Origin of the sequence: Knoellia altitudinis (genome assembly GCF_042666355.1) — a bacterium.
Lineage (GTDB): Bacteria > Actinomycetota > Actinomycetes > Actinomycetales > Dermatophilaceae > Knoellia > Knoellia altitudinis.
The window spans coordinates 1,624,434-1,648,991 of record NZ_JBHTDK010000001.1 but is presented as its reverse complement, the minus strand read 5'-3'; the positions used below and the strand labels follow the sequence as shown (position 1 = coordinate 1,648,991).

24 protein-coding genes and 1 tRNA gene are annotated in these 24,558 nt (G+C 71.1%); 11 read left to right on the top strand and 14 right to left on the bottom strand.

What is annotated here, in order from left to right; translation table 11 throughout:
* Nucleotides 1–158: 158 nt before the first annotated feature.
* Nucleotides 159–557, top strand: coding sequence for a hypothetical protein (locus ACFQW8_RS07805; protein ID WP_380086428.1), 399 nt, complete (start codon nt 159–161; stop codon nt 555–557).
* A 56-nt stretch (nt 558–613) separates the two neighbouring features.
* On the opposite strand, the gene ACFQW8_RS07800 is transcribed toward ACFQW8_RS07805, so the two are convergent.
* Together ACFQW8_RS07800 and ACFQW8_RS07795 are read right to left on the bottom strand one after the other, a co-directional pair.
* On the bottom strand, nt 614–1,732 hold the full coding sequence (locus tag ACFQW8_RS07800) for a PLP-dependent cysteine synthase family protein (RefSeq protein ID WP_380086427.1): 1,119 nt from the start codon (nt 1,730–1,732) through the stop codon (nt 614–616).
* 107 nt (nt 1,733–1,839) lie between these two features.
* Nucleotides 1,840–2,781 carry a hypothetical protein gene (locus ACFQW8_RS07795; RefSeq protein WP_380086426.1) on the bottom strand — a complete coding sequence of 314 codons (942 nt, stop codon included), beginning with the start codon at nt 2,779–2,781 and terminating at the stop codon, nt 1,840–1,842.
* A 173-nt stretch (nt 2,782–2,954) separates the two neighbouring features.
* Here ACFQW8_RS07795 and ACFQW8_RS07790 point away from each other — a divergent pair, with 173 nt between their 5' ends.
* A complete protein-coding gene (locus tag ACFQW8_RS07790) occupies nt 2,955–3,473 on the top strand; it encodes a peptidylprolyl isomerase (protein WP_380086425.1) in 519 nt (172 codons plus the stop codon).
* A gap of 122 nt (nt 3,474–3,595) precedes the next feature.
* The gene (locus ACFQW8_RS07785; protein ID WP_380086424.1) at nt 3,596–4,525 is read left to right on the top strand and encodes a rhomboid family intramembrane serine protease; all 930 of its coding nucleotides are present in this window, start codon (nt 3,596–3,598) and stop codon (nt 4,523–4,525) included.
* 317 nt (nt 4,526–4,842) lie between these two features.
* Here the strand turns inward: ACFQW8_RS07785 and ACFQW8_RS07780 are convergent, their stop codons facing one another.
* Nucleotides 4,843–5,097 carry a cell division protein CrgA gene (locus ACFQW8_RS07780; protein ID WP_380086423.1) on the bottom strand — a complete coding sequence of 85 codons (255 nt, stop codon included), beginning with the start codon at nt 5,095–5,097 and terminating at the stop codon, nt 4,843–4,845.
* A 67-nt stretch (nt 5,098–5,164) separates the two neighbouring features.
* On the opposite strand from ACFQW8_RS07780, the gene ACFQW8_RS07775 reads away from it, so the two are divergent.
* From ACFQW8_RS07775 to ACFQW8_RS07760, 4 genes are read left to right on the top strand one after another with little or no spacing between them, the layout of a single operon-like run.
* On the top strand, nt 5,165–5,914 hold the full coding sequence (locus ACFQW8_RS07775; RefSeq protein ID WP_380086422.1) for a DUF881 domain-containing protein: 750 nt from the start codon (nt 5,165–5,167) through the stop codon (nt 5,912–5,914).
* Complete coding sequence (locus tag ACFQW8_RS07770) at nt 5,911–6,678, top strand: class E sortase (protein WP_380086421.1); 768 nt, start codon at nt 5,911–5,913, stop codon at nt 6,676–6,678. Before ACFQW8_RS07775 ends, ACFQW8_RS07770 begins: the two co-directional genes overlap by 4 nt.
* Nucleotides 6,678–6,884, top strand: coding sequence for a hypothetical protein (locus ACFQW8_RS07765; protein WP_380086420.1), 207 nt, complete (start codon nt 6,678–6,680; stop codon nt 6,882–6,884). The genes ACFQW8_RS07770 and ACFQW8_RS07765 overlap by 1 nt, the downstream gene beginning before the upstream one ends.
* Nucleotides 6,881–7,546, top strand: a complete 666-nt coding sequence (locus ACFQW8_RS07760) for an aminodeoxychorismate/anthranilate synthase component II (protein WP_380086419.1) — start codon at nt 6,881–6,883, stop codon at nt 7,544–7,546. Before ACFQW8_RS07765 ends, ACFQW8_RS07760 begins: the two co-directional genes overlap by 4 nt.
* A gap of 151 nt (nt 7,547–7,697) precedes the next feature.
* On the opposite strand, the gene pknB is transcribed toward ACFQW8_RS07760, so the two are convergent.
* The 8 genes from pknB to ACFQW8_RS07720 form a co-directional block, all read right to left on the bottom strand.
* Complete coding sequence (gene pknB / locus ACFQW8_RS07755; RefSeq protein WP_380086418.1) at nt 7,698–9,602, bottom strand: Stk1 family PASTA domain-containing Ser/Thr kinase; 1,905 nt, start codon at nt 9,600–9,602, stop codon at nt 7,698–7,700.
* A 7-nt stretch (nt 9,603–9,609) separates the two neighbouring features.
* Nucleotides 9,610–11,067 carry a peptidoglycan D,D-transpeptidase FtsI family protein gene (locus tag ACFQW8_RS07750; RefSeq protein WP_380086417.1) on the bottom strand — a complete coding sequence of 486 codons (1,458 nt, stop codon included), beginning with the start codon at nt 11,065–11,067 and terminating at the stop codon, nt 9,610–9,612.
* Entirely contained in the window at nt 11,064–12,446 is a 1,383-nt protein-coding gene (locus ACFQW8_RS07745; RefSeq protein ID WP_380088621.1) for an FtsW/RodA/SpoVE family cell cycle protein, read from the bottom strand. The genes ACFQW8_RS07750 and ACFQW8_RS07745 overlap by 4 nt, the downstream gene beginning before the upstream one ends.
* Nucleotides 12,443–13,834: a PP2C family protein-serine/threonine phosphatase gene (locus tag ACFQW8_RS07740; protein WP_380086415.1), complete on the bottom strand. Its 1,392-nt coding sequence runs from the start codon at nt 13,832–13,834 to the stop codon at nt 12,443–12,445. The genes ACFQW8_RS07745 and ACFQW8_RS07740 overlap by 4 nt, the downstream gene beginning before the upstream one ends.
* Before the next feature lie 3 nt (nt 13,835–13,837).
* Nucleotides 13,838–14,395, bottom strand: coding sequence for an FHA domain-containing protein FhaB/FipA (locus tag ACFQW8_RS07735; protein WP_380086414.1), 558 nt, complete (start codon nt 14,393–14,395; stop codon nt 13,838–13,840).
* A gap of 20 nt (nt 14,396–14,415) precedes the next feature.
* A complete protein-coding gene (locus ACFQW8_RS07730) occupies nt 14,416–15,333 on the bottom strand; it encodes an FhaA domain-containing protein (protein WP_380086413.1) in 918 nt (305 codons plus the stop codon).
* Nucleotides 15,334–15,590: 257 nt separating this feature from the next.
* A complete protein-coding gene (locus ACFQW8_RS07725) occupies nt 15,591–16,409 on the bottom strand; it encodes an MBL fold metallo-hydrolase (RefSeq protein ID WP_380086412.1) in 819 nt (272 codons plus the stop codon).
* A gap of 65 nt (nt 16,410–16,474) precedes the next feature.
* The gene (locus ACFQW8_RS07720; RefSeq protein ID WP_380086410.1) at nt 16,475–18,409 is read right to left on the bottom strand and encodes a hypothetical protein; all 1,935 of its coding nucleotides are present in this window, start codon (nt 18,407–18,409) and stop codon (nt 16,475–16,477) included.
* 143 nt (nt 18,410–18,552) lie between these two features.
* Between ACFQW8_RS07720 and ACFQW8_RS07715 the strand changes: the two genes are divergently transcribed.
* Nucleotides 18,553–19,794, top strand: coding sequence for an NYN domain-containing protein (locus ACFQW8_RS07715; protein WP_380086409.1), 1,242 nt, complete (start codon nt 18,553–18,555; stop codon nt 19,792–19,794).
* Between the two features lie 63 nt (nt 19,795–19,857).
* Here the strand turns inward: ACFQW8_RS07715 and ACFQW8_RS07710 are convergent, their stop codons facing one another.
* Nucleotides 19,858–20,367: a DUF4188 domain-containing protein gene (locus ACFQW8_RS07710; protein WP_380086408.1), complete on the bottom strand. Its 510-nt coding sequence runs from the start codon at nt 20,365–20,367 to the stop codon at nt 19,858–19,860.
* 108 nt (nt 20,368–20,475) lie between these two features.
* On the opposite strand from ACFQW8_RS07710, the gene ACFQW8_RS07705 reads away from it, so the two are divergent.
* The 3 genes from ACFQW8_RS07705 to ACFQW8_RS07695 all read left to right on the top strand — a co-directional run bounded on the left by ACFQW8_RS07705 (nt 20,476) and on the right by ACFQW8_RS07695 (nt 22,498).
* Nucleotides 20,476–21,129, top strand: coding sequence for a MerR family transcriptional regulator (locus ACFQW8_RS07705; protein WP_380086407.1), 654 nt, complete (start codon nt 20,476–20,478; stop codon nt 21,127–21,129).
* Nucleotides 21,126–22,364 carry a glycosyltransferase gene (locus tag ACFQW8_RS07700; RefSeq protein ID WP_380086406.1) on the top strand — a complete coding sequence of 413 codons (1,239 nt, stop codon included), beginning with the start codon at nt 21,126–21,128 and terminating at the stop codon, nt 22,362–22,364. Before ACFQW8_RS07705 ends, ACFQW8_RS07700 begins: the two co-directional genes overlap by 4 nt.
* A 51-nt stretch (nt 22,365–22,415) precedes the next feature.
* Nucleotides 22,416–22,498 (top strand) — tRNA-Leu (locus tag ACFQW8_RS07695).
* 86 nt (nt 22,499–22,584) lie between these two features.
* Here ACFQW8_RS07695 and ACFQW8_RS07690 read toward each other — a convergent pair.
* On the bottom strand, nt 22,585–23,217 hold the full coding sequence (locus tag ACFQW8_RS07690) for a response regulator (RefSeq protein ID WP_380086405.1): 633 nt from the start codon (nt 23,215–23,217) through the stop codon (nt 22,585–22,587).
* Nucleotides 23,214–24,422, bottom strand: coding sequence for a sensor histidine kinase (locus ACFQW8_RS07685; RefSeq protein WP_380086403.1), 1,209 nt, complete (start codon nt 24,420–24,422; stop codon nt 23,214–23,216). The genes ACFQW8_RS07690 and ACFQW8_RS07685 overlap by 4 nt, the downstream gene beginning before the upstream one ends.
* Between the last annotated feature and the right edge of the window lie 136 nt (nt 24,423–24,558).

Below are 24,558 nucleotides of genomic sequence, written 5' to 3'. Positions count from 1 at the left end.
ACTCCTGGGGGTGGGACGGGCAGGAGGGAGTCCCCACAACAGCCGCGACCCCCGCTGGGAATCGTAGCGTTCGGGAAGGCGCGGATCCCGGCCTTGGCGAAAGCCGCTCGCCGATCGACGCGGTCGGAGGGAGTGCCGGGAGGGGCTAGGTTGACGGGATGAGCACCGACTGCAGGCATGGCTTGAATCCGGAGTGGTGCGCATCCTGCCGAGGTGACGACGACCGGGCCCTGTCCCCGGCCGGCGGTCGCAACGTCTTCGGCGACGGCATGCAGGCCCAGCTGGACCGCCTCTGCCGACAGCTCTCGATCCCCACCGCCAAGGTGACCGTCGGCGGCAACCTGCCGCAGGGTGTCTTCACCGCCGCGGCCAAGGCCTGCGGCGTCAAGGCGGGCACGATGCCCGAGACCTCGGCCCTGATCGCCTCGAAGTCGGGTCTGAAGTGGACCTCCGCGTGTGACAACCGGACGACCCCCAGGGGTGGCGCCACCAAGGTGACCCGCGAGGGCCTCGTCGTGCTCAACAAGGCCGTCGCCGTGGTGCTCGCCAGCGCCTGAGCCGGCACAAACCCAGCCGGCCCGAGCTCAGCCGGCCCAGCTCAGCTGACTCAGGCTCAGCGCACCCAGGTGCCGTCGTCCCACGCGGAGGCGAGCACGGCGGCATACGGCGCCAGGTCGTGACCCTTCTCGGCGACCCACTCGTCGTTGTTGTACGTGTCCTCGTAGCGGTCACCGCGGTCGCACACCAGCGACACGATCGATCCCGCTTCACCCGCCGCCTCCATCTCGGCCGCCAACCGCAGCGCGCCATAGATGTTGGTGCCTGTCGACGGCCCGGCATGGATGCCGGTGCGCTCGCGCAGAAACCGCATCGCCGCGATCGAGGCGCAGTCGGGCACCCCGAGCATCCGGTCGACGACCAACGGCAGGAACGACGGCTCCAACCGGGCCCGTCCGATGCCCTCGATCCGCGACGGCGCCAACCGCGCCTCACCGTCGCCCTGCCACGCGGGCAGGAACGCCGACCGCTCCGGGTCGACGACGCAGACGCGGGTGTCGAGCGCCTGGTAGCGGACGTAGCGCCCGATCGTCGCCGACGTCCCACCCGTGCCCGCGCCGACGACGATCCAGGTCGGCACGGGATGCTCCTCCATCGCCATCTGCTCGAAGATCGACTCGGCGATGTTGTTGTTGCCCCGCCAGTCCGTCGCCCGCTCGGCGTTGCTGAACTGGTCGAGATAGACGCCCCCGGCCGCGTCGGCCAGCCGACGAGCCTCGTCATAGACCGTCGTCGGGTCCTCCACCAGATGGCACGTGCCACCCTCGCGCTCGATGAGCCTGATCTTGGCCGGTGACGTGGAGGAGGCCATGACCGCGACGAACGGCACTCCCAGCATGCGCGCGAAGTGGGCCTCACTCACCGCCGTCGACCCGGACGAGGCCTCGACGACCGTGGTGCGGGGGCCGATGATCCCGTTGCACAGCCCGTAGAGGAAGAGCGAGCGCGCCAGCCGGTGCTTGAGCGACCCCGTCGGGTGGGTCGACTCGTCCTTGAGATAGAGGTCGACCCTGTCGCACCCGGGCAGGTGCACCTTGATGAGGTGCGTGTCGGACGTGCGGGTCGCGTCGGCACGCAGCCGGCGGATGGCCTCACGCACCCACGCGCGGTCGGGCTCCGTCCGCATGCCCGTGTCGACGAGGGGTGAGGCGACGGGCAGGGACGGCGATGACATGGCGCTCAACCTATCCGCCGCGCGCTGCGGGGCGACAACCGACAACGAGAGGCGGTATGCCGGGTGGGTACCCGGCATACCGCCTCTCATCAGGCGTCGTGCGGAGGTCAGGCCTTGTCGCGGCCCTCGTCGAGGTGGGGCGTTGAGAGGTCGGAGCTCTCGGAGGTGCCCGACGTGGACGGGGCGGAGCCGTCGGCCCAGTCACCGGCGCTCGACCAGGCGTCGCCCTCGGTCGCGGTCTCGGTCGTGGGCTCGCCACCGAAGTCGCTGGCCTCGGCAACCTCGGCCTCGTCGGCGAGCTCGTCAGACGTGGCAGCGGCTGCTCCCTTGGCCTCGGCAGCCTTGTCGGTCGCGGCGTCCTTGGCCTCGGTGGCCTTGTCCTTGACGGCGGAGCCGGCGGCAGCAGCCTTCTCCTTGGCGGCGGCGGCGAGGTCGGTCACCTTGTCACCGACGGAGGCGCCGTTGGACGAGGCGTTTCCTCCCACGGTCGAGGCGCGGCCACCGGCGGGCGGGGTGTAGGCGCCGGCGGTCGCCCACGGGTCCTTCTTCTCGCTCGACTTCTTCCATGCGAAGAAGGCAGCACCGGCGGCGAGGAGGCCGAGGAGGAGTGCTCCCTTGCCACCACGGCGCGCCGGCTTGGCGACGGCGTCACCCTTGAGCACGTGGTAGGCGTCGGGCGCACGGTCGGCGGCCTCGGCAGCGGCGCCCTTGGCGGCGGCCGCACCGGCGATGACGGTCGCGAGCGCGGACGCCAGCTTGGGCACGACGTCCTCGACGAAGGTGTCCCGGGCGTCCTGGACCTTGGGGGCGATGTTGTCGGCGGCCTCATGGACCTTGGGCACGGCCTGGTCGGCGTAGACGCGGGCGGCCTCGCGAGCACTCTCGACGCGGGGGGCCGCCTTGTCCTTGAGGTCAGCGGCGCGGGCCCGGAGGTCGGCGGCGGTGGACTGGGCGGACGACGTGGCGTCCGACGCGGTGGAGGCAGCGGTCTCGACGCGAGCGGCCACGGCTTCGCGCGCCTGCTCGGTCTTGCTCTTGGTGCGGAACACAGCGTTCTCCTATCGATGGCGATTGAACGACTACTGCCATCAAACACTGTTTCCACTGGTCTTGACAGCGGGGGTCCCCCCTCGGACCACATCCCCGGTATGCCGTCCGCCCGCCTCCGCGACCCCCTCACCTCGGCGTTTGCGCACCCACGGAGCACCCATAGAGTGGAGGCATGAAGGCATCTCTGAAGACCAACCACGGCACCATCAACCTGAACCTCTTCGCGGACCAGGCCCCCAAGACGGTCAAGACCATCACGGGCCTCGCGACGGGCGAGCTCGAGTTCAAGGACGACGCGGGCCGCACCAACCCCGAGCGCTTCTACGACGGCCTGATCTTCCACCGGATCATCCCCGGCTTCATGATCCAGGGCGGCGACCCGCTCGGCAAGGGCTTCGGTGGCCCCGGCTTCGCGTTCGACGACGAGATCCACCCGGAGCTCCAGTTCGACCGCCCCTACCTCCTCGCCATGGCCAACGCCGGCAAGCAGATGGGCAAGGGCACCAACGGTTCGCAGTTCTTCATCACCGTCACGCCGACCCCGCACCTCAACGGCAAGCACACCATCTTCGGTGAGGTCGCCGACCAGGAGAGCCGCGACGTCGTCGACAAGATCGCGGCCGTCCAGACCGGTGGCCAGGACAAGCCCAAGGACGACGTCGTCATCGAGAGCTTCGACATCGAGGCCTGAGCTGCCGACCTCCTGAGCCGTGACCGGGCTCCGCACCGCATGCAGCGCCCCACCGCCACACCGGCGGTGGGGCGCTCACGGCATTCAGGGAAGGCCCAGACCACGCCACTAGACTCGGGCTGGTGAGCGAGCCCACGGCATACGGACAGTCCAGCACGCCGGAAGAGGTGCCGGTCTGCCCGCGCCACCCGGACCGGGTGTCCTACGTGCGGTGCCAGCGCTGCGGGCGGCCGGTGTGCCCGGAGTGCCAGCGCCCGGCGGCGGTCGGGGTGCAGTGCGTCGACTGCGTGCGTGAAGGCGCGAAGTCCATCCGTCAGGGGCGCACGATCTTCGGCGGTGACGTCGCCGCCATCGGTGGCCGTCCTCTGGTCACCATGACGATCATCGGCATCTGCGTGGCGGTCTTCCTCGGGCAGCTGGCGAGGCCGGGCCTGACCGACGACGTGGCGTTCGCCCCCTACCTCGGTGATACCGAGCCATGGCGCTTCCTCACCTCGGCGTTCGCGCACAGCCCCCAGATGATCCTCCACATCGCCTTCAACATGTATGCGCTGTGGATCATGGGGCAGTACCTCGAGCCGATGCTCGGGCGGGCCCGGTTCGCCGCGCTCTACCTCATCACCGCGTTCGGTGGGTCGGTCGTCTACCTGCTCCTGGCCTTCCCCCACACGATCGACGAGCTCAACCAGCGCGACTTCGGTGCGTGGGAGACGGCTGCGGTGGGAGCCTCGGGTGCGGTGTTCGGGCTCTTCGGTGCCTTCCTCATCCTGCAGCGTCGGCTCGGCCGGTCGGCAGCGACGATGTACGCGACGATCGGCATCAACGCCGTGATCGGGTTCGTCGTGCCGGGCATCGCATGGCAGGCGCACCTCGGCGGGTTCCTCGTGGGCGTCGCGTGCGCCGCCGTGTTCGCCTACCTGGGCAAGCGACCCGAGACCGGGGGCACCCAGCGCGCCAGCTTCGGCATCCACTGGATCGGGCTCGCCGCCATCACGGCGGTGCTCGTCGTGCTCACGGTGGCCAAGTACGCCCTGACCTCCTCCCCCATCTAGGTCCACCGCGGCCCTGTGCACTGCTGCGCCCAGCCGCAGCAGTGCACAGCCTTGTGACCGGACTGTGCACTGCTGCGCTGAGCTGCAGCAGTGCACAGCGCCGCCGGAGGACAATCGGACGCCGCATCGGGCCCGGCGCGGCACGGGCGCTGGATTACATCGGTGTCATTCATCCACATTGGGGACAACCCCTGTGGACAACTCGAACTTGTCCACAGACTTGTTCACACGGCATACCCGATGTCGTGTGGACGAAGGACGGCCCCCGACCACGAGGGTCAGGGGCCGTGCAGCGTTGCGAGGCTGTGGAGCAGCTGTCAGCGCCAGCGCGTCGTCATGAGGAAGCCGGCCATCATGAACGCGAACCCGGCGCCGAGGTTCCAGCGGCCGATCTCGGGCAGGGGGTACTCCTTGGCGCCCGAGATGTAGTAGGTGACGACCCAGACGAGCCCGATGAGCATCAGTGCGAGCATGAGAGGCACGAACCAGCGCGGGTTGGGCTTGGTGACCCGGCTCTGCGCCGTGCGGGGCGGGGTGTAGGCGGGCTTGGAACGACCCTTGGACTCTGGCACGGACTGTCTCCTTGGCGTGTGGTGTCGTGGCCTAGCGTAGAGCCTGAACTTCGAAGAGGGAGGACCCATGGTGCGGCGCAAGGCGTTCCTCACGACGCGACCCGGTCCGTGGTCGATCGCCGTGCCGGTCGTCGCCGTCCTCGCAGGCATCCTCTTCGCCACCAGCGGCTCGGCCGCGCAGGGGCGCAGCCTGCGCTCCGACGCCGCCGGACTGCCCGACATCATCCGTGAGCAGACCCAGGACAACGCCCGGATGACGGGCGACCTCGAGCAGCTGACCCTCGAGGTCGACGAGCTCACCCGCGACGGAGCCCCGGGCAACGCCGCCATCGAGGAGCTCGAGCGCGAGGCCGATGCGCTCGGACTCGCCGCCGGACGCACCGCCCTCGAGGGGCCCGGCGTCGAGGTCCAGCTCGACGACTCGGACCTCAGCTCCGACCGGCTGCCGCCCGGCCGCACCGTCGACGACATCGTCGTGCACCAGCAGGACGTGCAGGCCGTCGTCAACGCGTTCTGGGCCGGTGGCGCCGAGGCGATGATGATCCAGGACCAGCGGATCATCGCGACGAGCGCCGTCCGATGCGTCGGCAACACCCTCATCCTCCAGGGCCGCGTCTACTCCCCGCCCTACCGCATCCGCGCCATCGGTGATCCTGACCGGCTGCGCGACATCCTCGGGCAGTCCCCCGAGATCCAGATCTACCAGGAGTACGTCAAGGCCGTCGGTCTCGGCTACGAGGTGATCACGCACGACCGGCTGGAGTTCCCGGCATACGCGGGGTCGATCACGCCCGAGTACGCCACGGTGGCGAGGTGACACAGCACCGCCGCCGCCAGCAGCGCCGCGGCGGGGTGGCCGGGGCAGCCGGAGTCGTCGGCGAGCTGCTCATGACGCTCGGTGCCCTCGTGCTGCTCTTCGTCGTGTGGCAGCTGTGGTGGACCGACGTCGAGTCTGACCGGGCTCATGCGGCCACGGTGACGTCGCTGTCGCGAGCCTTCGCCGACGCGCCGAGCCAGGGTCCGGCCGAACCGGACGCCACCGACGCCACCGACGCGGCCGGCGCGGCCGGCGTGCCCGGCGTGCCCGGCGTGCCCGCGGGTGCCTTCGCCATCGTGCGGGTGCCCCGCTTCGGTGCCGACTACGCCCGCCCGCTCGTCGAGGGCACGAGCGCCGCAGAGCTCGCCGAGGGCCTCGGCCACTACACGGGTACCGCCGGACCGGGCGAGATCGGCAACTTCGCCGTTGCGGGACACCGGACGACGTATGGCAAGCCACTCGCCGAGATCGACCGGCTGCAGCAGGGTGACCGTGTCGTCGTCGAGACGCGGCAGGGCTGGACCGTCTATGCCGTGACGACCCACGAGATCGTCCGCCCGTCGCAGTCCGAGGTCATCGCCGCCGTGCCGGGCGACCGCACCGCGAAGCCGACCCGGGCCGTGCTCACCCTCACCGCGTGCCACCCGAGGTTCAGTGCGAAGTTCCGCTGGGTCACCCACGCCGACCTCGTGGAGACCCGCACCCGCGCGCAGGGACCTCCGTCGCTCGCCGTGTCGACGGCCTCGGCGAACGGAGGACCCTGATGTATGCCGCCCTCTGGCGTGCGTTGCCCGGTCCCGTTGTGCTCCGGGCCGTGCTGCTGCTCGCACTCCTCGCGGCGGTCGTGGCCGTCTGCTTCGAGTGGCTCTTCCCGCTGGTCGCATCGTGGCTGCCCTACGACGAGACCACCGTCGGCACGGATACTGGTGGCTCGGCACTCCCGCCCTTCCCGACCCCGGAGCCCTTGTGACGACCTCGCCCCGCCGCATCCTCGTGATCGACAACTACGACTCGTTCGTCTTCACGATCGTCGGCTACCTCGAGCAGCTCGGCGCCGAGTGCACCGTCGTCCGCAACGACGCCATCGCGGCCGCTGACGGCGCCGACTTCGACGGGGTGCTCATCTCCCCCGGCCCGGGCACCCCGGAGCAGGCCGGTGTCTCGATGGCGATGATCGAGGCCTGCGGTGAGCGGTCGCAGCCGATGCTCGGGGTCTGCCTCGGACACCAGGCGCTCGGTGTCGTCGCCGGCGGCACCGTGGGGCGCGCACCGGAGCTGCTCCACGGCAAGACGTCGCTGGTCCACCACTCCGGGGTCGGGGTGCTCGAGGGGCTGTCGACGCCCTTCACGGCCACCCGCTACCACTCGCTGACGATCGACCCCCCGACGCTGCCGGACTCGCTCGTCGGCACCGGTCACACCGAGAGCGGCATCATCATGGCGGTCCAGCACCGCGAGCTGCCGCTGCACGGCGTCCAGTTCCACCCCGAGTCGGTCCTCACCGAGGGTGGGCACCGGCTGCTCGCCAACTGGCTCCAGGTGTGCGGCGACCCAGAGGCGGTCGAGCGTTCGCAGGGGCTCAGCCCGCTCGTCCACGACGGCGCCGACGTCGCCGCCAAGGTCACCGGCTGACCCCAGCCACAAGGGGCTCCACGAGTCGGGGGTCGTGTGTCGAGTCGGGCCTCGCGGAACCCCCGACTGGTTCCAGGACCCCCGACTCGTCCCGCCCGCGGTCAGCGGCGCGGTGGTGCGGTGGCGCGGTGTGGGTGCCCGAAGCCCGGGGTCAAGGGCTGGGCGGGATGGTGGGGCTGCTCGACGGGACCGTCGGGGAGGCGGAGGGCGAGGGCGACGCAGAGGGAGACGGCGTGGCCGACGGGGTGGGCGTGGGCGTCGGGGTCGGCGTCGGCGTCGGTGTCGGCGGTGGCGGAGGGGGCGGCGGTTCCTTCTGGGCGACCACGATCGTCACCTCGGAGCCGGCGGCGACCTTCTCGTCCGCCTCGGGATCCTGGTCGATGACCGTGCCCTCCTTGGCCCGCGAGGTCTGCTCGTACTCGGTCCTGGGCTTGAGCCCGATGGCGAGCAGAGCCGCCGACGCCGCGTCCTGGGTCATGGTCGTCAGCTTGGGCACCTTGACGAGACCGGTGGACACGTTGAGGTTGACGGGCTCACCCGGCTGCAGCGACCGGCCCGCCGCGGGGTCGGACGAGATGACCCGGTCCTTCGGCTGGTCGTCGGTGTCCACCTTGACGGTCCGTCCGACGGTGAGCTTGGCCCTCGTGAGGGCGGCGGTGGCCTCGGCCACGGTCATGCCGGCGAGCTGAGGGACCGCGACGGCGTTGGGTCCGCTCGAGATGACGAGCCGCACCGTGGTCTCTGCCGGGTCGACGCGCTCGCCGGGCTTGGGATCCTGGGAGATGACCGAACCCGCGGGGACGGTGTCGTTCTTCTGGCTGGTCTCGGTGAACCGCAGCCCGACGTCGCCCAGCTCCTTGACGGCCGTCGCGCGAGGCTGGTTCGTCACGACGGGCACGGTCACCTTGCTGGCCTCCTCGCGCATCTCGAGGTACTGCTGGGCACCGAAGGCGAGCAGGGCCAGTGCAGCGATGATGGCGATCGTGAGCAGGACGTAGGTCGCTCCACGCCGCTTCTGCCGCTCCTCCCGGTCGACCGCTGCCGGGAAGGTCGACGTCGTCGGCCCGGCCACCGGCACGGGTGCCACGTCCCTGGGACGGGTGGTGGCGGCATACACCTCGGTGGGTTCGGACGTCGTGATGGCACCGGGACCGGCGGTGAGCGCGGCGAGCGAGGCCAGGGCCGCGGCACTGACCGGACGTCCGAGGCGTGCGGACTGGAGGTCGTTGCGGAAGGATCCGGCGTCCTGGTAGCGCTTCTCGCGGTCCTTGGCGAGCGAGTGCAGGACGACGGCGTCGAGGTCCTCGCTCACGGAGCTCTCGCGCGCCGACGGGGCCACCGGCTGCTCACCGACGTGCTGGTAGGCGATGGACACGGGGCTGTCGCCGACGAACGGCGGGCGTCCGACGAGGAGCTCGTAGAGCATGCAGCCGGCCGAGTAGAGGTCGGAGCGGGCGTCGACGTTCTGGCCCTGCGCCTGCTCGGGCGAGAGGTACTGCGCCGTGCCGATGACGGCCTGCGTCTGGGTCATGGTCGCGGCGGTGTCGGCGATGGCCCGGGCGATCCCGAAGTCCATGACCTTGATCGTGCCGTCCTTGGCGATCATGACGTTGGCCGGCTTGATGTCGCGGTGGACGATGCCCATGCGGTGGCTGTAGGCGAGCGCGTCGAGGACCCCTTCGGTGAGGCGGGAGGCCTCCTCGGTGGGGATCTTGTGGCGTTCGGTGAGGACCTCGCGCAGGGTGCGGCCCTGGACGTACTCCATCACCATGTAGGGCACGGCGACCTTGGCGCCATTGGACTCGACCGAGTGGTCCTCTCCGGAGTCGTAGACGGCGACGATCGAGGCATGGTTGAGCCCGGCCGAGGACTGCGCCTCACGACGGAACCGCTTGATGAACGACTGGTCGCGCGCGAGGTCGCTGCGCAGCATCTTGATGGCGACCTGACGGCCCAGACGGGTGTCATGGCCCAGGTGCACGTCAGCCATGCCGCCACGGCCGATCAGCTCCCCCACTTCGTAGCGGCCCCCCAGCAGCAGGGGATCCTCGCTCATCGGTGCCTCACTTCTTTAGCCCTGCTTCGATCATGGCCTTGGCGATGGGGCCACCCACGGCGCCACCCCCACGGGCCTCGCTGTCGGGGTCGCCGCCGTTCTCGATGACGACGGCCACCGCGATCTGCGGGTCGTCGGCGGGCGCGAACCCGGTGAACCAGGCGTGGGCGCGCTGCACCAGGTCGGTCTCGGCGGTCCCGGTCTTGCCGGCCACGCGCACGCCGTCGATCTGGGCCGGCTGGCCGCTGCCGTTCTCGACGACCGCCTCCATCATCTCGGTGAGCTGGGCGGCGACCTCGGGGGTGACCGCCTCGGAGAGCTGCTCGGGCTCGGCGCGTTCGATGACGCTGAGGTCGCTCGACAGCACCGACTTCACGAGGTGCGGGCGCATGACGACACCCGCGTTGGCGACGCCGGCGCTGAACATCGCGACCTGGAGCGGCGTGACGCGCACGTCGTACTGACCGACCGCAGACTGGGCCAGCTGTGGCTGGTTGAGCTCGGCCGGGACGCTGCTCGGCGTGACCCGCATCGGGATCGAGAGCTGGTCTCCCACACCGAACTTGGCCGCCTGGTCACGCAGCGCGTCGGCGCCGAGCTCCATGCCGAGGTGGCCGAAGGCGGCGTTGCACGAGATCTCCATGGCGTGCAGGAACGTCGTCTTGTCGTCGTCACCGCAGGCGCGTCGGCCGATGTTGGGCAGGCCGACCGTCGTCTGCGGGAGGTCGAGCACGGCCGGGCCGGGCAGCACGGTCTCGGGCGAGAACCGGCCGCTCGACAGCGCTGCCGCAGCGGTCACGATCTTGAAGACCGACCCGGGCGGATACTGGTCACCGCCGATGGCGCGGTTGACCAGCGGCTTGTCCTTGTCGGCATTGAGGGCCTTGTATGCCGTGTCGACCTTGCCGAGGTCGTGACCCGAGAGGGTGGCCGGGTTGAACCCGGGGTTGCTCACCATCGCGAGGATCTCACCGGTCGAGGGGTTGACCGCGACGGCGGCACCCTTGCGTCCGTCGAGGGCGGTGATCGCGGCCTGCTGGACCTTGGAGTCGATGGTGAGCTCGAGGCTGGCGCCCGTCGTCCGGCGGCCGGTGAAGAAGTCGGAGACCCGACGGAAGGCGAGCTTGTCGCTCCGGCCGGACAGCAGGCTGTTCTCGGCCTGCTCGAGGCCGCTGCCAGCACCGTAGAAGGAGTAGTAGCCGGTGATGTGCGCGTACTGCGAGCCGCCGGGGTAGGTGCGCAGCCACTTGTACTCGTTGTCAGCGGGCACCGACTTCGCGATGGCGGTGTCGCCGACGAGGATCTGGCCGCGCTCGCGGGCATAGCTGCTGAGCAGGGTGCGGCGGTTGTCGGGCCGGGCGTTGAGGTCCTTGGCGTAGACGAACTGGATCATCGTCGTCGACACGAGGAGAGAGGCGAAGAGGAAGGCGACGACGAAGGAGAGGCGGCGGATCGGGGAGTTCATCGCACCTTCACCACCTGGGTCTGCTCGCTGGCCACAGGGTTGGGGGCTTCCGGGTCGGGGACGGGACGGCGGGCGTGGTCGCTGATCCGCAGGAGGAGAGCGACCAGGGTCCAGTTCGCGAGGAGCGAGGAACCGCCCTGGGAGAGGAACGGCATGGTCAGGCCGGTGAGGGGGATGACGCGGGTGACGCCACCGACGACGACGAAGCACTGCAGGGCGACGGAGAAGGCGAGCCCGGAGGCGAGGAGCTTGCCGAAGCCGTCGCGGGCGCCGATGGCGGTGCGGAGGCCGCGCTCGACGAGGAGCACGTAGAGCAGGAGCAGGGCGAAGAGGCCGACGAGGCCGATCTCCTCGCCGAAGCTGGGGACGATGAAGTCGCTCTCGGCGAAGTAGGTGAGCTCTGGTCGGCCGCGCCCCAGGCCGGTGCCGAACATGCCGCCGGACGCCATGCCCATCAGCCCTCGCGCCAGCTGGTCGGAGGTGTCGAGGGCCTCACGGCTGAACGTGTCGAGCCAGAGCAGGACGCGCCGCTGCACGTGGCTGAAGAGCATGTTGGCGATCCAGCAGCCGACGCCGAAGAGCAGCAGGCCGATGGCGACCCAGGAGGTGCGCTCGGTCGCGACGTAGAGCATGGCGACGAAGAGGCCGAAGAAGAGGAGGGAGGAGCCGAGATCCTTCTCGAGGACGAGGACTCCGACCGAGAGCATCCAGGCGACGAGGATCGGGCCGAGGTCGCGGGCCCGGGGCAGGGTGAGGCCGAGGATGCGGCGACCGGCGACGGACAGCGCGTCGCGGGTCTGGACGAGGTAGCCCGCGAAGAAGACCGCCAGCACGACCTTGGCGACCTCACCGGGCTGGAACGAGAACGGACCGAGCTTGATCCAGATCCGCGAGCCGTAGTTCTCGATCCCCAGCCCGGGCACGAGCGGCAGCACGAGGAGCCCGAAACCGAGGGCGCCGGCGAGGTAGGTGTAGCGGCGCAGGATGCGGTGGTCGCGCAGGATGATGAGGGCGGCGATCGCGAGGCCGGCAGCCAGCGCGCTCCACATCAGCTGGCGCAGGGCCATCCCCTCGGCGAGGTCCTTGCCGCGCGCGAGGTCCAGCCGGTTGATCATCACGAGCCCGAGCCCGTTGAGCAGGGTGGCGATCGGCAGGATGAGGGGGTCTGCGTAGGGTGCGCGCCAGCGCATCACGAGGTGGAAGACCGCGGTGATGATGAGGAAGCCGGAGCCGACGGCGACGAGGCTCGGTGGGATGGCGCCCTCGACCGCGACGCCCACGTTGATGTAGGCGAGCGCGACGATGCCGACCGCGAAGACGAGGAGTCCGAGCTCGACGTTGCGGCCCTTGCGGGAGGCGAGGGAGGAGACCGTGGTCATGCGTTGGGACTGGTGCTGGGAGTGGATGAGGGTGCGGGCGGGAGCGTCGGCGGGGAGGGAGCCGCGGTGGGGGAGCTCGTGGGAGTCCCGGTGGGCGTCGGGGTCGGGGTGGGCGTCGGGGTCGTCCAGGTCGAGGGCACGGTCGCGCAGGAGCGGCCCTGGGTCTTGGCGTAGCGGCACGCCTGGGCCTGCACCTCGAGGTTGCGCACGAGCGAGGCCGCGTCGGAGCGGTTCGGCATGCTGATGCCGCGGCCGAGCTGCCCGCGGTAGAAGTCGGGGAGGTCGTCGAGGGCGATGCTGCTCGTCGTCTCGGGCTGGGACAGCTCGATGGGGCCGAGGGTCTGGTCGACCCCCTTGAACACCGCGACGCGTCCGTCGTTGACGCCGACATAGACCTGGGCCTGCGACCAGGCCCACGCGGCATACCCACCACCGACGAGCAGGATCAGGGCGAGGAAGGAGACGCCGGCGGCACGCAGGATCGTCGCGGTGCGGCCACGCGGGGTCTCGTCGGCGAGCTCGACCCCGTCGCCGGCTCCGCTCGCCTCGTGGGAGAGGGCGGCGGCCTTGGCGGCGGGCGTGACGGGGATGGGCCGGGTGTGTCGGCGGATCGCTGCCGCGGCCCCGACGATCTGGGGGCTGTCGCTCGGCACCGGGCCCTTGGTGAGGTCCACGACGTCACCGATGACGACGGTGACGTTGTCGGGAGCGCCGGCCCGCAGGGCGAGCTGGACGAGGCGCTCGGCGCAGTCGTCGGGCTTGCGCTCGGTCGTGAGGACCTCGTCGATCGTCTCGCGCGTGACGTAGTCGGAGAGCCCGTCCGAGCAGATGAGGTAGCGGTCGCCGACGATCGCCTGGCGCACGACGACGTCCGGCTCCTCGCCCTCGGCGCCGGTGAGGACGCGGGTGACGAGGGAGCGTTGCGGGTGGGTCGACGCCTCGTCGGGGGTGAGGCGGCCCTCGTCGACGAGCGACTGGACGAAGCTGTGGTCCTTGGTGATCTGGCTGACCTCGCCGCCGCGCACGACATAGGCGCGCGAGTCACCGATGTGGGCGAGGACGAGCTTGTCCCGGGCCCGCAGGATGGCGATGAGGGTCGTGCCCATGCCGTCGAGGTCAGGATCGTCCTGGGTCAGCTGGCCGAGCTCGGCGTTGGCCGAGGTGATGCGTCGCAGCAGGGCCTGGGTCGCGTCCACGCCGGAGAAGGACTCTCCGTCGAGCCCGACGAGGGCCCCGAGGATCGCCGAGGACGCCACGTCGCCGCCGGCGTGACCGCCCATGCCGTCGGCCATCGCGAGAAGGTGCGGGCCGGCATACCCGCTGTCCTCGTTGTTGGTTCGCACCATCCCGACATCGGAGCGGGCGGCGAAGTGGAAGGCGATCGCCACGGGCTACCTCCGCAGCTCGACGACGGTCGTGCCGAACCGGATCTCGGTCCCGGCCGTCACCGGCGTCGGTGTGGTGATGCGCTGCTGGCCGATGAAGGTGCCGTTGGTGGAGCCGAGGTCCTCGACGACCCAGCCGTCGGGGCCGAGGTAGATGCGGGCGTGCCGGCCGGAGGCGAAGTCGTCCTCGAGGACGAGGGCACACTCCGGGGCGCGACCGACGAGGGTTCCGGACTCACGCAGCGGCAGGCTCGTGCCGGCGAGGGGTCCGCTCGTGACGCGGAGGTGGTTGGGGGCGACGACGGCGGGACGGTTGTTGAAGCGGCGACCGGAGGGGCGGCCCGAGGGGCGGGGGGTGACCGGGCGCTGCTCCGCGGGCACCGCCGCCGGACTCGCGCCGCGGGCGGCGGGGCGCGGTGTGGGGGTGCGGCCGCTCGAGGACCGTCGCGGGGTGACCTGGGTGCCGTAGAGGTCCCCGCGCAGGACACCGACGACGGCGACGACGAAGGCCCAGAGGGCGACGAGGAGGCCGAGGCGCATGAGGGTGATGGTGAGTTCGCTCATTTAGTAGGTGCTCACTCCTGTCACTTTCGGCCGGCGCGGTAGGTGACGGAGGTCCGGCCGACGGTGATGCGGTCGCCGTCCTCGAGGTGGGTGGTCGTGATGCGCTCACCACCGACGAACGTGCCGTTGGTCGACCCGAGGTCACGGATGGTGGCGACGGTGTGCGGTCCGTCCTGGGTCACGCGGATCTCGCTGTGCCGACGCGAGATCCCCGGGTCGTCGAGGATGATGTCGGCGATGTCGTCCCGGCCGAGGACGGTGATCGCGCCCATGAGCGGGTAGCGCTCGCCGTCGACGTCGAGCCAGGGGCGGTCGGCGGGGTTGGTGCGCCGCTTCCTGGCAGGTGGCTTCGTCGGCTGGTATGCCGCCGTCTCACCGAGCGCGTCGTCGTCCGGTTCGTGCCGTGGCCGGCCCGGCTCGCGAGGTGGCCGGGCCGCTGGTGCGGGTGCCGCGACGGGAGGTGCGGCGGCAGCGGCGGGTGACTCGCCGGCATACCCGTCGTCGTCCTGGCGGCGGGACGGTCGGCGAACGGGCTGGTGCTGGCCGGTCGTGCCGGTGGCGCGGGGCCGCTTGGCCGTGCTGGGGCGGATGCGGAAGACGCCCGTCTCGAGGTCGACGTCCTCGTCGAAGAGGATGTCGATGGGGCCGCCCGGCTGGTAGTGCTGGCTGTCGGCGTGCTCCTCGGCGGCGGCGATGAGCTCGTTCTCGAGCTCGGCGCCGTGGTCGGTGAGGCGCTCGAAGTCGGTCTCGCTCAGCTCGATCGTGAAGACGTTGGGGACGACGCTGCGGGATCGACCCGAGCTGGCGGCGCGGTCATCCATGGCGCGACGAATGGCGCTCGCGATCTCGACCGGCTGCACCTCGGCGCGGAACGCCTTGGCAAAGACACCGTTGACGGCGCGTTCGAGCTTGCCCTCCATGCGGTCGAACAGGCCCATGGCACGCCTCCTCTGGTGGTGCGGTCGGTGCTGCGCTCGGTCGTGGGTCAGCCGTCGGTCCGCTCGATGCTATCCGGCGGGGCTGTGGTGACTCGTGAGGCTGGCGTGAAGGGTTCCCCCGTTGTCCACGGCGCGACGCGGAGTGGGCCCGATCCCGTGGAGGGAGAGGCACGGTCCCGCAGCTGAACGACGGCAACGGGCGGCCGCCCGTGTCCCCATCCACGGTCGGCCGCCCGTGAGTCATCGGGCGCAGACTCTCAACCCGCGCTCGAAGCGACCTCCAGCTCCGACTGCATGCCCTCGATCATCGCGGTGAACTCGGTGTGGCTCGGGGCAGGGACAGGCGTGGCGTCGGGAACGCTCGCGAGCACCTCGAGGAACTGCTCGAGCGAGGTCCCGCTCGCGGCTGGCAGGTGCGAGGAGAAGATCCGGCTGGGTTCCAGCCGACGGACGCCGTCGAGCACCTCCCCGAACTTGGCACGGTCGAGCATCGAGGACCACGGTGAGTCCATGGCCGACCAGGCCAACATCCCACCTGCCAGCGCGTCGTGAGGAACCTCCCCGGCGTCCTGGGTCGCAGCGGGCAGCACCGCACCGAACGAGTCGACGCTGAACAGGCTTCCGGTGGACTCGTCGAGGACGCCGATGGACATGGGGCTGTCGTAGAGCGGCGGTGCGACGGCTCGCAGGGTGCGGTCGCCCACGTGCAGGCGGTCGCCCGGGCGGATCGCGTGCACCCGATCCAGCGGCACCGGCCACCAGGTCGACATCCGCATGGCCGAGAAGGCGTGCGTGACGAGCCGGACCTGTGGTGCGGCGTCCATGACACGTTGGACGGCTCCCGTGTGGTCGGCGTCGTCGTGCGTCAGCCACAGCCATCTCAGGTTGGCCAGACCGACGACGGAGTCCACCGCCTCGAGGAGCTCGTCGCCGCACTGCCCGATACCGGTGTCGACGAGGACCGGCTCCTGCGCCGTCAGCATGAACGCGTTCACCGTGAGGACCCCTTCGGGGCCCATCGGCATCGTCACGGGCAGCACGTGGACATCGGATGAGGGTTGGTAGATCTGGTCCATCGGAGCCTCCTGGGCTGGGTGTGTGGATACCCGTGAGGCGTTCAGTTCGAGTCGCGCCCGTTCAGTCAGGAGTGAACGATCCAGCGGACCTGGTCCTCGGCGGCCGGCTCGAAGGCGCAGTAGAGACCGGTGCGGATCCGTCGGTCCAGCACCGATCCCGCAGCCGGCAGGTCCGCACCGATCCGTGCCACGGCGGTCCGCACCGAGCGGGTGACGTTGAGGCGGGCCCGCTCCGCCGCCGAGGACGCCGTGCGGCTCCGGCCGGCGAGGCCGAAGGCCGCGGCGAGATGGCCGACGAGCTCGTCACACTCCTGCTGAAGTGCTTCGGCGCGCGCGTCGGCCCCGTGGTCGAGCGCGTCCTCGATCTCTGTGCGCAGCTGCTCGATCCGTCGCCGGTAGTCGCGGCGAGCCACGGCATCGAGCAGCTCACCGGCATCCCCCAGACGGTGCCGGTCGGGACCGTCGATGACCACGCCCTCGACCACGTCCACCAGGTCCAGCACGTGCCGCTCGACACCCGGGGCGCGGACCAGCTCGGCCAGATAGCGCAGTCCCTTCGTCGCGGGCAGCCGGGACCTGACCCCCTCGCAGCTCACGCTCCAGACAGCTCCCTCGCGGGTCAGCGACGCCGTGGTGCCCGTGGGCCGCGTCGTTCTCGCGAAACGTTCGAGGAGTGCGCGTTCACTGGCGGGGAGTGCCACGTCGAGCCCGGCCAGGACACTGGTGGCGCGGGCCGCCTCCACCGTTGCCGCTGCCCGGTTCCCGGCCTGCTCGTGCAGGCCGACCAGGCCGACGAACAGCTCCACACGGAGGACCGGCAGGCCGACGCGCACGGCATCCAGTGCGATCTCCATCGTGCGGATCGCCTCGGCAAGGTCGCCCGACGCCGCCAGCACCAGGGCTTGCGCGCGACAGGCCTTCGCCCGGAGCCTGGGCACGTCGAGGCCGTGGGCCCGTTCCATCAGCTGGTCGCACGCGTCCCTCGCGGCCTCGACCCGTGAGGCCGCGAGCTCACCCTCGGCCACGAGAGCGAGCAGCTCGACGCCCCGCAGGCGATCCGACCCGACCATCCGGAGGCCACGCGATGCCGTGGCGAGCGCCAGGGCGACGTCGCCGCGGGCCAGGTGCAGCCGTGCCAGGGGAAGCAGGGCCTGCATGTGAGCGTCCTTGCCGACGAGGAGCGCCTCCGCGTCGGCCAGCAGTCCCTGCCTGATCCTCAAGTCGGCGAGCGCTATCGCGGGATGCCAGCTGGGAATCGGCATGCACCCCTCGAACTCGGCCAAGGACGAGGTCAGGAGCGACTCCGCCTCGCCCCATCGCCCCAGCTCGATGAGGGCGGTGGCCTGGACGGCGGAGCAGTGGCTGCGGAGGAAGATCTGGGAACCGGGTGCAGCGCCGATCAGCCCCACCCGGCGCAAGTCGTCCACCCAGTGGCTTGCCCGGTCGAACTCCGCCGAGTAGTAGCACGCGGTGAAGAACGAGCACACGCCCATGCTCGCCGCGTCGCGGTCGCCCGCCGGGCCGCACCACAGGGCGATGGCCTCATCGAGCATGAGCATGCCGTCCGCGACCTCGCCCGCCTGCACACAGGCGAGTCCCCCATCCGCGAGAGCCTTGGCCTCCAGGTCGACGTCACCGAAGCGACGTGCCCGGTCGAGCGCCAGCCCTGCCCTCGCGCGCAGCTCCGAGGGATCGTCGACGTCGCAGCCGAGGCCGGCGATCGCGACCCAGCCCTGCTCGAGGCAGTCCGGCACGTCGCGAAGCAGACGGTCAGCCCGACCGAACCACACCCTGGCGGCGGCCCTGTTGCCGACGAAAGCCTCGAAGGCCAGGCCGAGGCGGGCGCACGCGACGGCCGACCGCCGGACGTCGCCGGCGTCGGTGAAGCCACGCAGAGCAACAGACAGCTCGTCGATCCCCATCTGGATCCGGCCGCCCTCGAAGGCTGCTGCGGCACGGTCGAGAGCTGCGCTTGCCGCGGCGTCCGTCTCGGTGACCACCTTCGGATTCTACGGCGGCCAGCCTCGGGACGTGGGCCGTCCTCGGTCGAGCAGGGGCGGGATTCTGGATGCTGCAGAGTCAGACGACGGTCGGCGATTCCAAAACGCTCAGGGCCGTGCCGGACGGCTGAGACAGTAGGGGCATGAGGTCCTACTGCGCGGTCTATGTCGACGTCGGCTACCTCCTCGCATCCGCGGCGACGCGGGTCACCGGCTCGTCGTTGCGCAGCGGCATCGAGGTCGACTACCCGGGCCTCATCGCGGGCCTCGTCGCGCAGGTCGAGGCGGACTCGGGACTGCCCCTGCTGCGGGTCAACTGGTACGACTCAGGCGCGCGCTCCGGCGGCCAGCCCGACTACCACCAGGACCAGATCGGGCTGCTCCCCCGGATCAAGCTCAGGCTCGGACGGTTGTCGTATGCCGGCGAGCAGAAGGGCGTGGACGTGCGCCTTGGTCTCGACCTGGCGTTGCAGGGGCGGGCCAGGGTCGCCGATGTCGTCTACCTCGTCTCCGGCGACGACGACCTCACCGAGGCCGTCGAGGAGGCCCAGAGCGCCGGGGTGCAGGTCGTCCTCCTGAGCGTGCCGGCCCAGAACGGTCAGGGGCACGCGGTCTCGAAGCACCTGCGGCGCGCGGCCGACGGCGAGCAGCCGATCGACCCCGCGATCATCGACCGGTGCGTGCGCTCGCGGGCGCTCGCAGAGGGTCTCGCCCCGGACCCGGCCGATGAGACGTCGGACGGTGCGGCCGATGAGCAGCTGGACGGCAGGGTCGTGGCGGCCGAGGGTTCGTTCGACCGCGTGGGCGTGCCCGCCGATGACGGTGCTGACCCCGACCGCGCTGAGGCGCCGGTCGATGCCGGCGCGTCGAGCCCCGAACCGGCACCTGCGAGCGAGCGCCCCGCGGACGACGAGGCCCTGACGCCCGAGGCCGGGTCGGCAGCAGCCGAACCCCCCGGACCCGACACGGCCGACATCCACTCGCCCGAGGGCCAGTCAGCAGTCGCCGGACCACCCAGCACGCCGACGCCGACGCCGGCGGTGTTCGGTCGCAGGCGCGCCACCGAGGTCGTGCTGCCCGCAGCCCAGCCACCTCCCACCTGGTCGACGTCGACGGGCGACCGGCCGGTCGCCGAGGGCGGTGTCTTCGACCCACAGCTCATCGACGTCGTCGCCAAGACGGTCCTCGACTCGTGGTGCCGGACAGCGACGCCCGACGCCCTCGTGGCGCTCCGAGCCTCGAAGCCGACGATCCCCGGGGACCTCGATCGCGCCCTGCTCCTCGACCTGTCGAGTCGCGCCGGGTTCTATGACATCGACGACGCCAGCCGTCACGAGGTCCGTGAGAGGTTCTGGTTCCACGTCGCCCGCGTCCGCCTGACCTGATGCTCCTGCCTTGTGTGTCTGCTGCAGACGTCCACGTCTGCCCCGGGCACACAAAGCAAGAAGTCAGGACAACGAGGCGCCCAGTCGCTCGCGTGCCGCCCGGCCGCGTCGTGCCACGGGAACCGTCCCGGTGATGCGACCCAGTCCGACCCGGGCCCCGTTGCCGTAGAGCGTCTCGATGTGACCGGCGGGGACGGCATACGTCTCGTGCCAGATCCCCACAGCGCCGGGGTGTCGGCGGGCAGCAGCGTTGAAGGCCCGCCACGCGGGGAGGTGCGCGCTCTCGGCCCGGTGTGCGTAGGCATAGAGCAGCTCCGTGTTGCGCCACCACTGCACGACGAAGGGCCCCTGCCCGCCGAGAAGCGTGGTGGCGCCGAGGAACCCGAGGTCCTCGGCCTCTCCCCGCGCTGCCGCCTCCTTGTTGCGGGCGAGCTCGGTGAGCATCCGGGGCATCGCGGTGAAGACGGGCATCCACAGGTCCGGTCGGTGCCAGCTGCGGATCGTCATGCCGATGTGGAAGACGACGACCTCGCCCTCGTGGGCGTGGGTCGTGGGTGCGGCGCGGTCCTTCATGGGGTGCGCCAGGATGTGGGATAGCGAGACTATCTGAGCCTGTCCTCAGTTTGGAGAGGTCTACTATCCAATGTCAAGGACTTTCCACCCTGGATCTGGAGGTGTGCCGTGCGGCTGGCCGAGCTGTCCGAGAGCAGTGGCGTCGCGGTCGCGACGTTGAAGTACTACCTACGCGAGGGGCTGCTCCATCCCGGACGGGCGGTCTCGCGGACGCAGGCCGACTACGACGAGACCCACGTCGAGCGGGTCCGACTGGTGCGGGCGCTCAGCGAGGTCGGCGGCCTCCCCCTCGCGACGATCGGGCGGGTCCTCGAGGTCATCACGACGCCGGGTCAGGACCGGATCACGGTGCTCGAGACGGCACAACGGGCGCTCGTCGGCGGCCGGGACGACGGCGCCGACCCGGCTGGCGGTGCGGGCCCCGGCCCGGATCGCGGTCCGCGGGCCTCGGCCTGGCTGGAGGCACGCGGCTGGCAGATCCACCCGAGCGACCCGTTGATCGACGAGCTCGAGCGGGCCTGGGCCGCGTGCGACGACGTGGGGCTCGGGCTCGACGAGCAGCGGCTGAGCGAGTATGCCGACCACGTCGAGGCGATCGGCCGGATCGACGTCGACAGCGTCCCGCCCGACCCCGAGGGCGCGGTGCGACAGGTCGTGCTCGGGACCGTGCTCGTGGACCCGGTGCTCTCGGCGCTCCGCCGGTTGGCCCACCAGCACATCTCGGTCTCACGGGCCATGGGTCGCGAGCCGCGGACGCGATGAAGGTCAACATCCTCGCCGCGGGTTCGCGCGGCGACGTCCAGCCCATGGTGGCGCTCGGCGTCGGGTTGACGCGGGCCGGGCACGACGTCACCCTGTGCGCCGGCGACGACTTCGAGGACCTCGTGTCCCGCCACGGCGTGCGCTTCGTCCCGGCCGGGGTGCACATCGGTGACCTCATCGCCTCCCCGCTCGGTGTCGAATGGCTCGGCCACTCGAGCCGCAACCCCTTCCACGAGCTCGCGGCCCTGCGCCGCTTCGTGCGTGCTTCGACGCAGGGGTATGCCGGTGCGCTGGTCCCGCTCGTCGGTTCCGCCGACCTGTGGGTGAGCGGGCTGCTCACCGTGCACACCGTCGACGCGCTGGTGTCGGTCGGTGGTGGGAGGCACGTCGTGGCCGAGCTCGCGCCGATGCGCCCGACCCGGGCGGCGTCAGCCACCCTGGCACCAGCAGTGCACAAGCGGTCCTCGATCGCGAATGTCGTTGCGGGACAGGCCACTCTGCAGGCGATCTCGTCGGTGTTCTCGCTCCCGGGCGACCGCGTGCGAGCGGAGCTGGGACTTCCGCAGACCGGTCGACGCGGCTTCCTCGGCGCCATCCGGCGGACGCCGGGCGTGCTCGCGGCCTCGCCCCTCGTCGTGCCACCACCGGCGGACTGGGGAGGCAACCCCAGGCCGACGGGGTACTGGTTCCTCGACGAGGAGGTGACGTCAGCACCGGAACGGGAGCTGGCGGCATACCTCGCACAAGGTCCGCGCCCGACGTATGTCGGGTTCGGGTCGATGTCGACCCGCGAGGCCGTCGCGACGAGCGCGATGGTCGCGGAGGCCGCGAGGGCGGCGGGCGTGCGTGTCGTGCTGCACGAAGGGGCGGCGGGCCTCGGGTCGACGGACGACGAGTGGGTGCGCTGTGTGGGCGACGTGCCGCACGGCTGGCTCTTCGAGCAGGTGGCCGGGGTCGTGCACCACGGCGGTGCCGGCACCACGGCGGCGGCGCTGAGGGCCGGTGTGCCGCAGGCGGTGGTGTCGCACATCGGCGACCAGCCCTACTGGGGTCGGCGCGTGTGGGAGCTCGGTGTCGGGGCGCGACCGGTGCGGCGGCACGAGCTGTGCGTGGAGTGGCTGGTGTCGGTCCTGAAGGGGTTCGCACGCGGCGAGGGCGCTGCGCGGGCAGCCTGCGTCGGTGCCGAGATCCGTCGTGAGGACGGCGTCGGCCGCGCTGTCGAGCTGCTGACCTGACCACCCATTTGGAGACAGGCGCGGGTCTACGGCACACTGGACCAGTTCCAAGCGCAAGTGGCGGAACGGCAGACGCGCTGCGTTCAGGTCGCAGTGTCCGAAAGGGCGTGGGGGTTCAAATCCCCCCTTGCGCACATCTGATGTCTCAGGGCATCGGCAAGACCCCGAACCCTCAGGTTCGGGGTCTCTTGCGTTCGGGGTCAGCCCGACGCGGTCCCCGTCACGTGCGGATGATCCGCCGTTCGATCGCCGCTGCCACCGCGCCGGCGCGGGTGTCCACGCCGAGCTTGGTGTAGATGTGCGACAGGTGGCTCTTGACCGTCGCCTCCGAGACGAGCAGCTCTCGCGCCATCTCCTTGTTGCCCAGGCCCTGCGAGAGCAGCTCGAGCACCTCGACCTCGCGCTCGGTCACCGTGCGCCCACCGCCGGACGGGGACGCGCGCCGCACCAGCGTCGCGGCGACCGACGGTGCCAGGACCGTCTCGCCGCGAGCAGTCGCGCGGATCCCGGCGAACAGCTCGTCCGGTGGCGCGTCCTTGAGGAGGTAGCCGCGCGCGCCGGCGTCAAGCGCCCGCAGGACATCGGCCTCGGTGTCATACGTCGTGAGCACGAGCACCTCCGGCGCGTGCTCTCCCCGCCGGAGCCGCGCGGTGACCTCGGCGCCACCGGGCCCGGAGCCCAGGTTGAGGTCCATGAGTACGACGTCCGGGCGGTCGAGCGCGACGAGGCGTTCGGCGCTGGCGAGGTCGTGCGCCTCACCGACGACGTCGAGGTCGTCCTGCCCGTCGAGCAGCGCCCGCAGGCCCGCGCGCACGACCGGGTGGTCGTCGACGAGCACGATCCGGATCGTCATGCCTCGTCCTCTCCCGCCGCCAGGGGCAGGGCGAGCGAAACCGTCGTCCCCTCGCCCGGTGCGCTCTCGACCGATGCGCTGCCACCCAGCCCCGCAGCACGATCGCGTATGCCGGTCAGTCCCCTTCCGCGTTCCCCGCCCGTCTGCACGTGGTCGGGTTCGAAGCCGACGCCGTCGTCCCGGACGTCGAGCAGGACCTCGTCGGCGTTGTAGGTGAGTGACACGACCACCCGGGTGGCGGCGGAGTGCTCGACGACGTTGGCCAGGGCGCCGCGCACGCTCCGGACCACGGCGCTCGCCACGGCGGGCGGCACCGGGACGGGGTCCCCGTGGACGCGCACCTCACTCGTGAGGTCGTGCGCGGCCTGGGCGACTGCCCGCCGCACGGCGACCGGGAGGGCCTGGGCCGACGACTCCTCGAGGCCGGCGGGGGCAAGGTCACGCACGACCCGCCTCACCTCGTCGAGCCCGTCCCGCGCGGTGACAGCGGCCGTGCGCACATGGGCGCGGGCCGAGTCCGGTCGCTGCGCCCAGTCCTGCTCCGCCGCGTTGAGCAGCAGGTTGATCGACGACAGTCCCTGCCCCACCGAGTCGTGGATCTCGCGGGACAGCCGCGTCCGCTCCGCCAGGGCCCCCGAATGACGCTGTGCCACGGCCAGATCCGCCTGTGCGGCGGTCAGGTCGTCGAGCAGCTCCTGACGACTCGCAGCCTCCCGCTCGAGAGCCCGGAACGCGATGACGGTGACGAGGGCGATGCCAGCCGGACCGGCGACGAGGGTCGGGTCGAGGCCGTCGGTGATCCGCAACCATGCCCCGCTCACGACGAGAGTCATCACGACGACGAGCACCGCGGCATACGCAAAAGGGATGACGCGCAGGACCGCGAAGGCGACCGGCACGGCCGTCCAGGCGAAGGACGGCGCCACGAGGGTGAGCGCGGCCCAGAGGGTGACGACGACGACCACCCACGGGACGGCGGGCAGGCGCGGGCGGGCGGCATACATGGCAACGAACCCGACCGCGCCGACGAGGATGAAGATCCCGGTGGCGTCGAGCTGATGACGCATGACGTAGCGGACCGCGCTCACGACGACGAGAGCCACGAGGACGACATGGAGCCAGCGGTCCAGCTCGGCGACGGGAGCGAGGACTCCGCGCACCCCGCGGCCCGCCGGCGATGCCTCGCTCGATCCGTCGCTGTCCACGACGAGTCAGCCTAGTGATCGTGTGCGGAGCGGGGCATCATCCAACTGGCTATCCGAGTCCACCCGGTTGCCCGACGCGAGAAGCCGGATGGGGCGGAATCGTTGGTGGGGAAGGGAAGCACCCACCACCACCCCA

Excerpts from the sequence above, each read along its gene's own strand:
- ACFQW8_RS07805 (WP_380086428.1), top strand. The coding sequence starts at position 159 with ATGAGCACCGACTGCAGGCATGGCTTGAATCCGGAGTGGTGCGCATCC.
- ACFQW8_RS07800 (WP_380086427.1), bottom strand. The coding sequence starts at position 1,732 with ATGTCATCGCCGTCCCTGCCCGTCGCCTCACCCCTCGTCGACACGGGC.
- ACFQW8_RS07790 (WP_380086425.1), top strand. The coding sequence starts at position 2,955 with ATGAAGGCATCTCTGAAGACCAACCACGGCACCATCAACCTGAACCTC.
- ACFQW8_RS07775 (WP_380086422.1), top strand. The coding sequence starts at position 5,165 with ATGGTGCGGCGCAAGGCGTTCCTCACGACGCGACCCGGTCCGTGGTCG.
- ACFQW8_RS07765 (WP_380086420.1), top strand. The coding sequence starts at position 6,678 with ATGTATGCCGCCCTCTGGCGTGCGTTGCCCGGTCCCGTTGTGCTCCGG.
- pknB (WP_380086418.1), bottom strand. The coding sequence starts at position 9,602 with ATGAGCGAGGATCCCCTGCTGCTGGGGGGCCGCTACGAAGTGGGGGAG.
- ACFQW8_RS07750 (WP_380086417.1), bottom strand. The coding sequence starts at position 11,067 with ATGAACTCCCCGATCCGCCGCCTCTCCTTCGTCGTCGCCTTCCTCTTC.
- ACFQW8_RS07745 (WP_380088621.1), bottom strand. The coding sequence starts at position 12,446 with ATGACCACGGTCTCCTCCCTCGCCTCCCGCAAGGGCCGCAACGTCGAG.
- ACFQW8_RS07735 (WP_380086414.1), bottom strand. The coding sequence starts at position 14,395 with ATGAGCGAACTCACCATCACCCTCATGCGCCTCGGCCTCCTCGTCGCC.
- ACFQW8_RS07730 (WP_380086413.1), bottom strand. The coding sequence starts at position 15,333 with ATGGGCCTGTTCGACCGCATGGAGGGCAAGCTCGAACGCGCCGTCAAC.
- ACFQW8_RS07725 (WP_380086412.1), bottom strand. The coding sequence starts at position 16,409 with ATGGACCAGATCTACCAACCCTCATCCGATGTCCACGTGCTGCCCGTG.
- ACFQW8_RS07715 (WP_380086409.1), top strand. The coding sequence starts at position 18,553 with ATGAGGTCCTACTGCGCGGTCTATGTCGACGTCGGCTACCTCCTCGCA.
- ACFQW8_RS07710 (WP_380086408.1), bottom strand. The coding sequence starts at position 20,367 with ATGAAGGACCGCGCCGCACCCACGACCCACGCCCACGAGGGCGAGGTC.
- ACFQW8_RS07700 (WP_380086406.1), top strand. The coding sequence starts at position 21,126 with ATGAAGGTCAACATCCTCGCCGCGGGTTCGCGCGGCGACGTCCAGCCC.
- ACFQW8_RS07690 (WP_380086405.1), bottom strand. The coding sequence starts at position 23,217 with ATGACGATCCGGATCGTGCTCGTCGACGACCACCCGGTCGTGCGCGCG.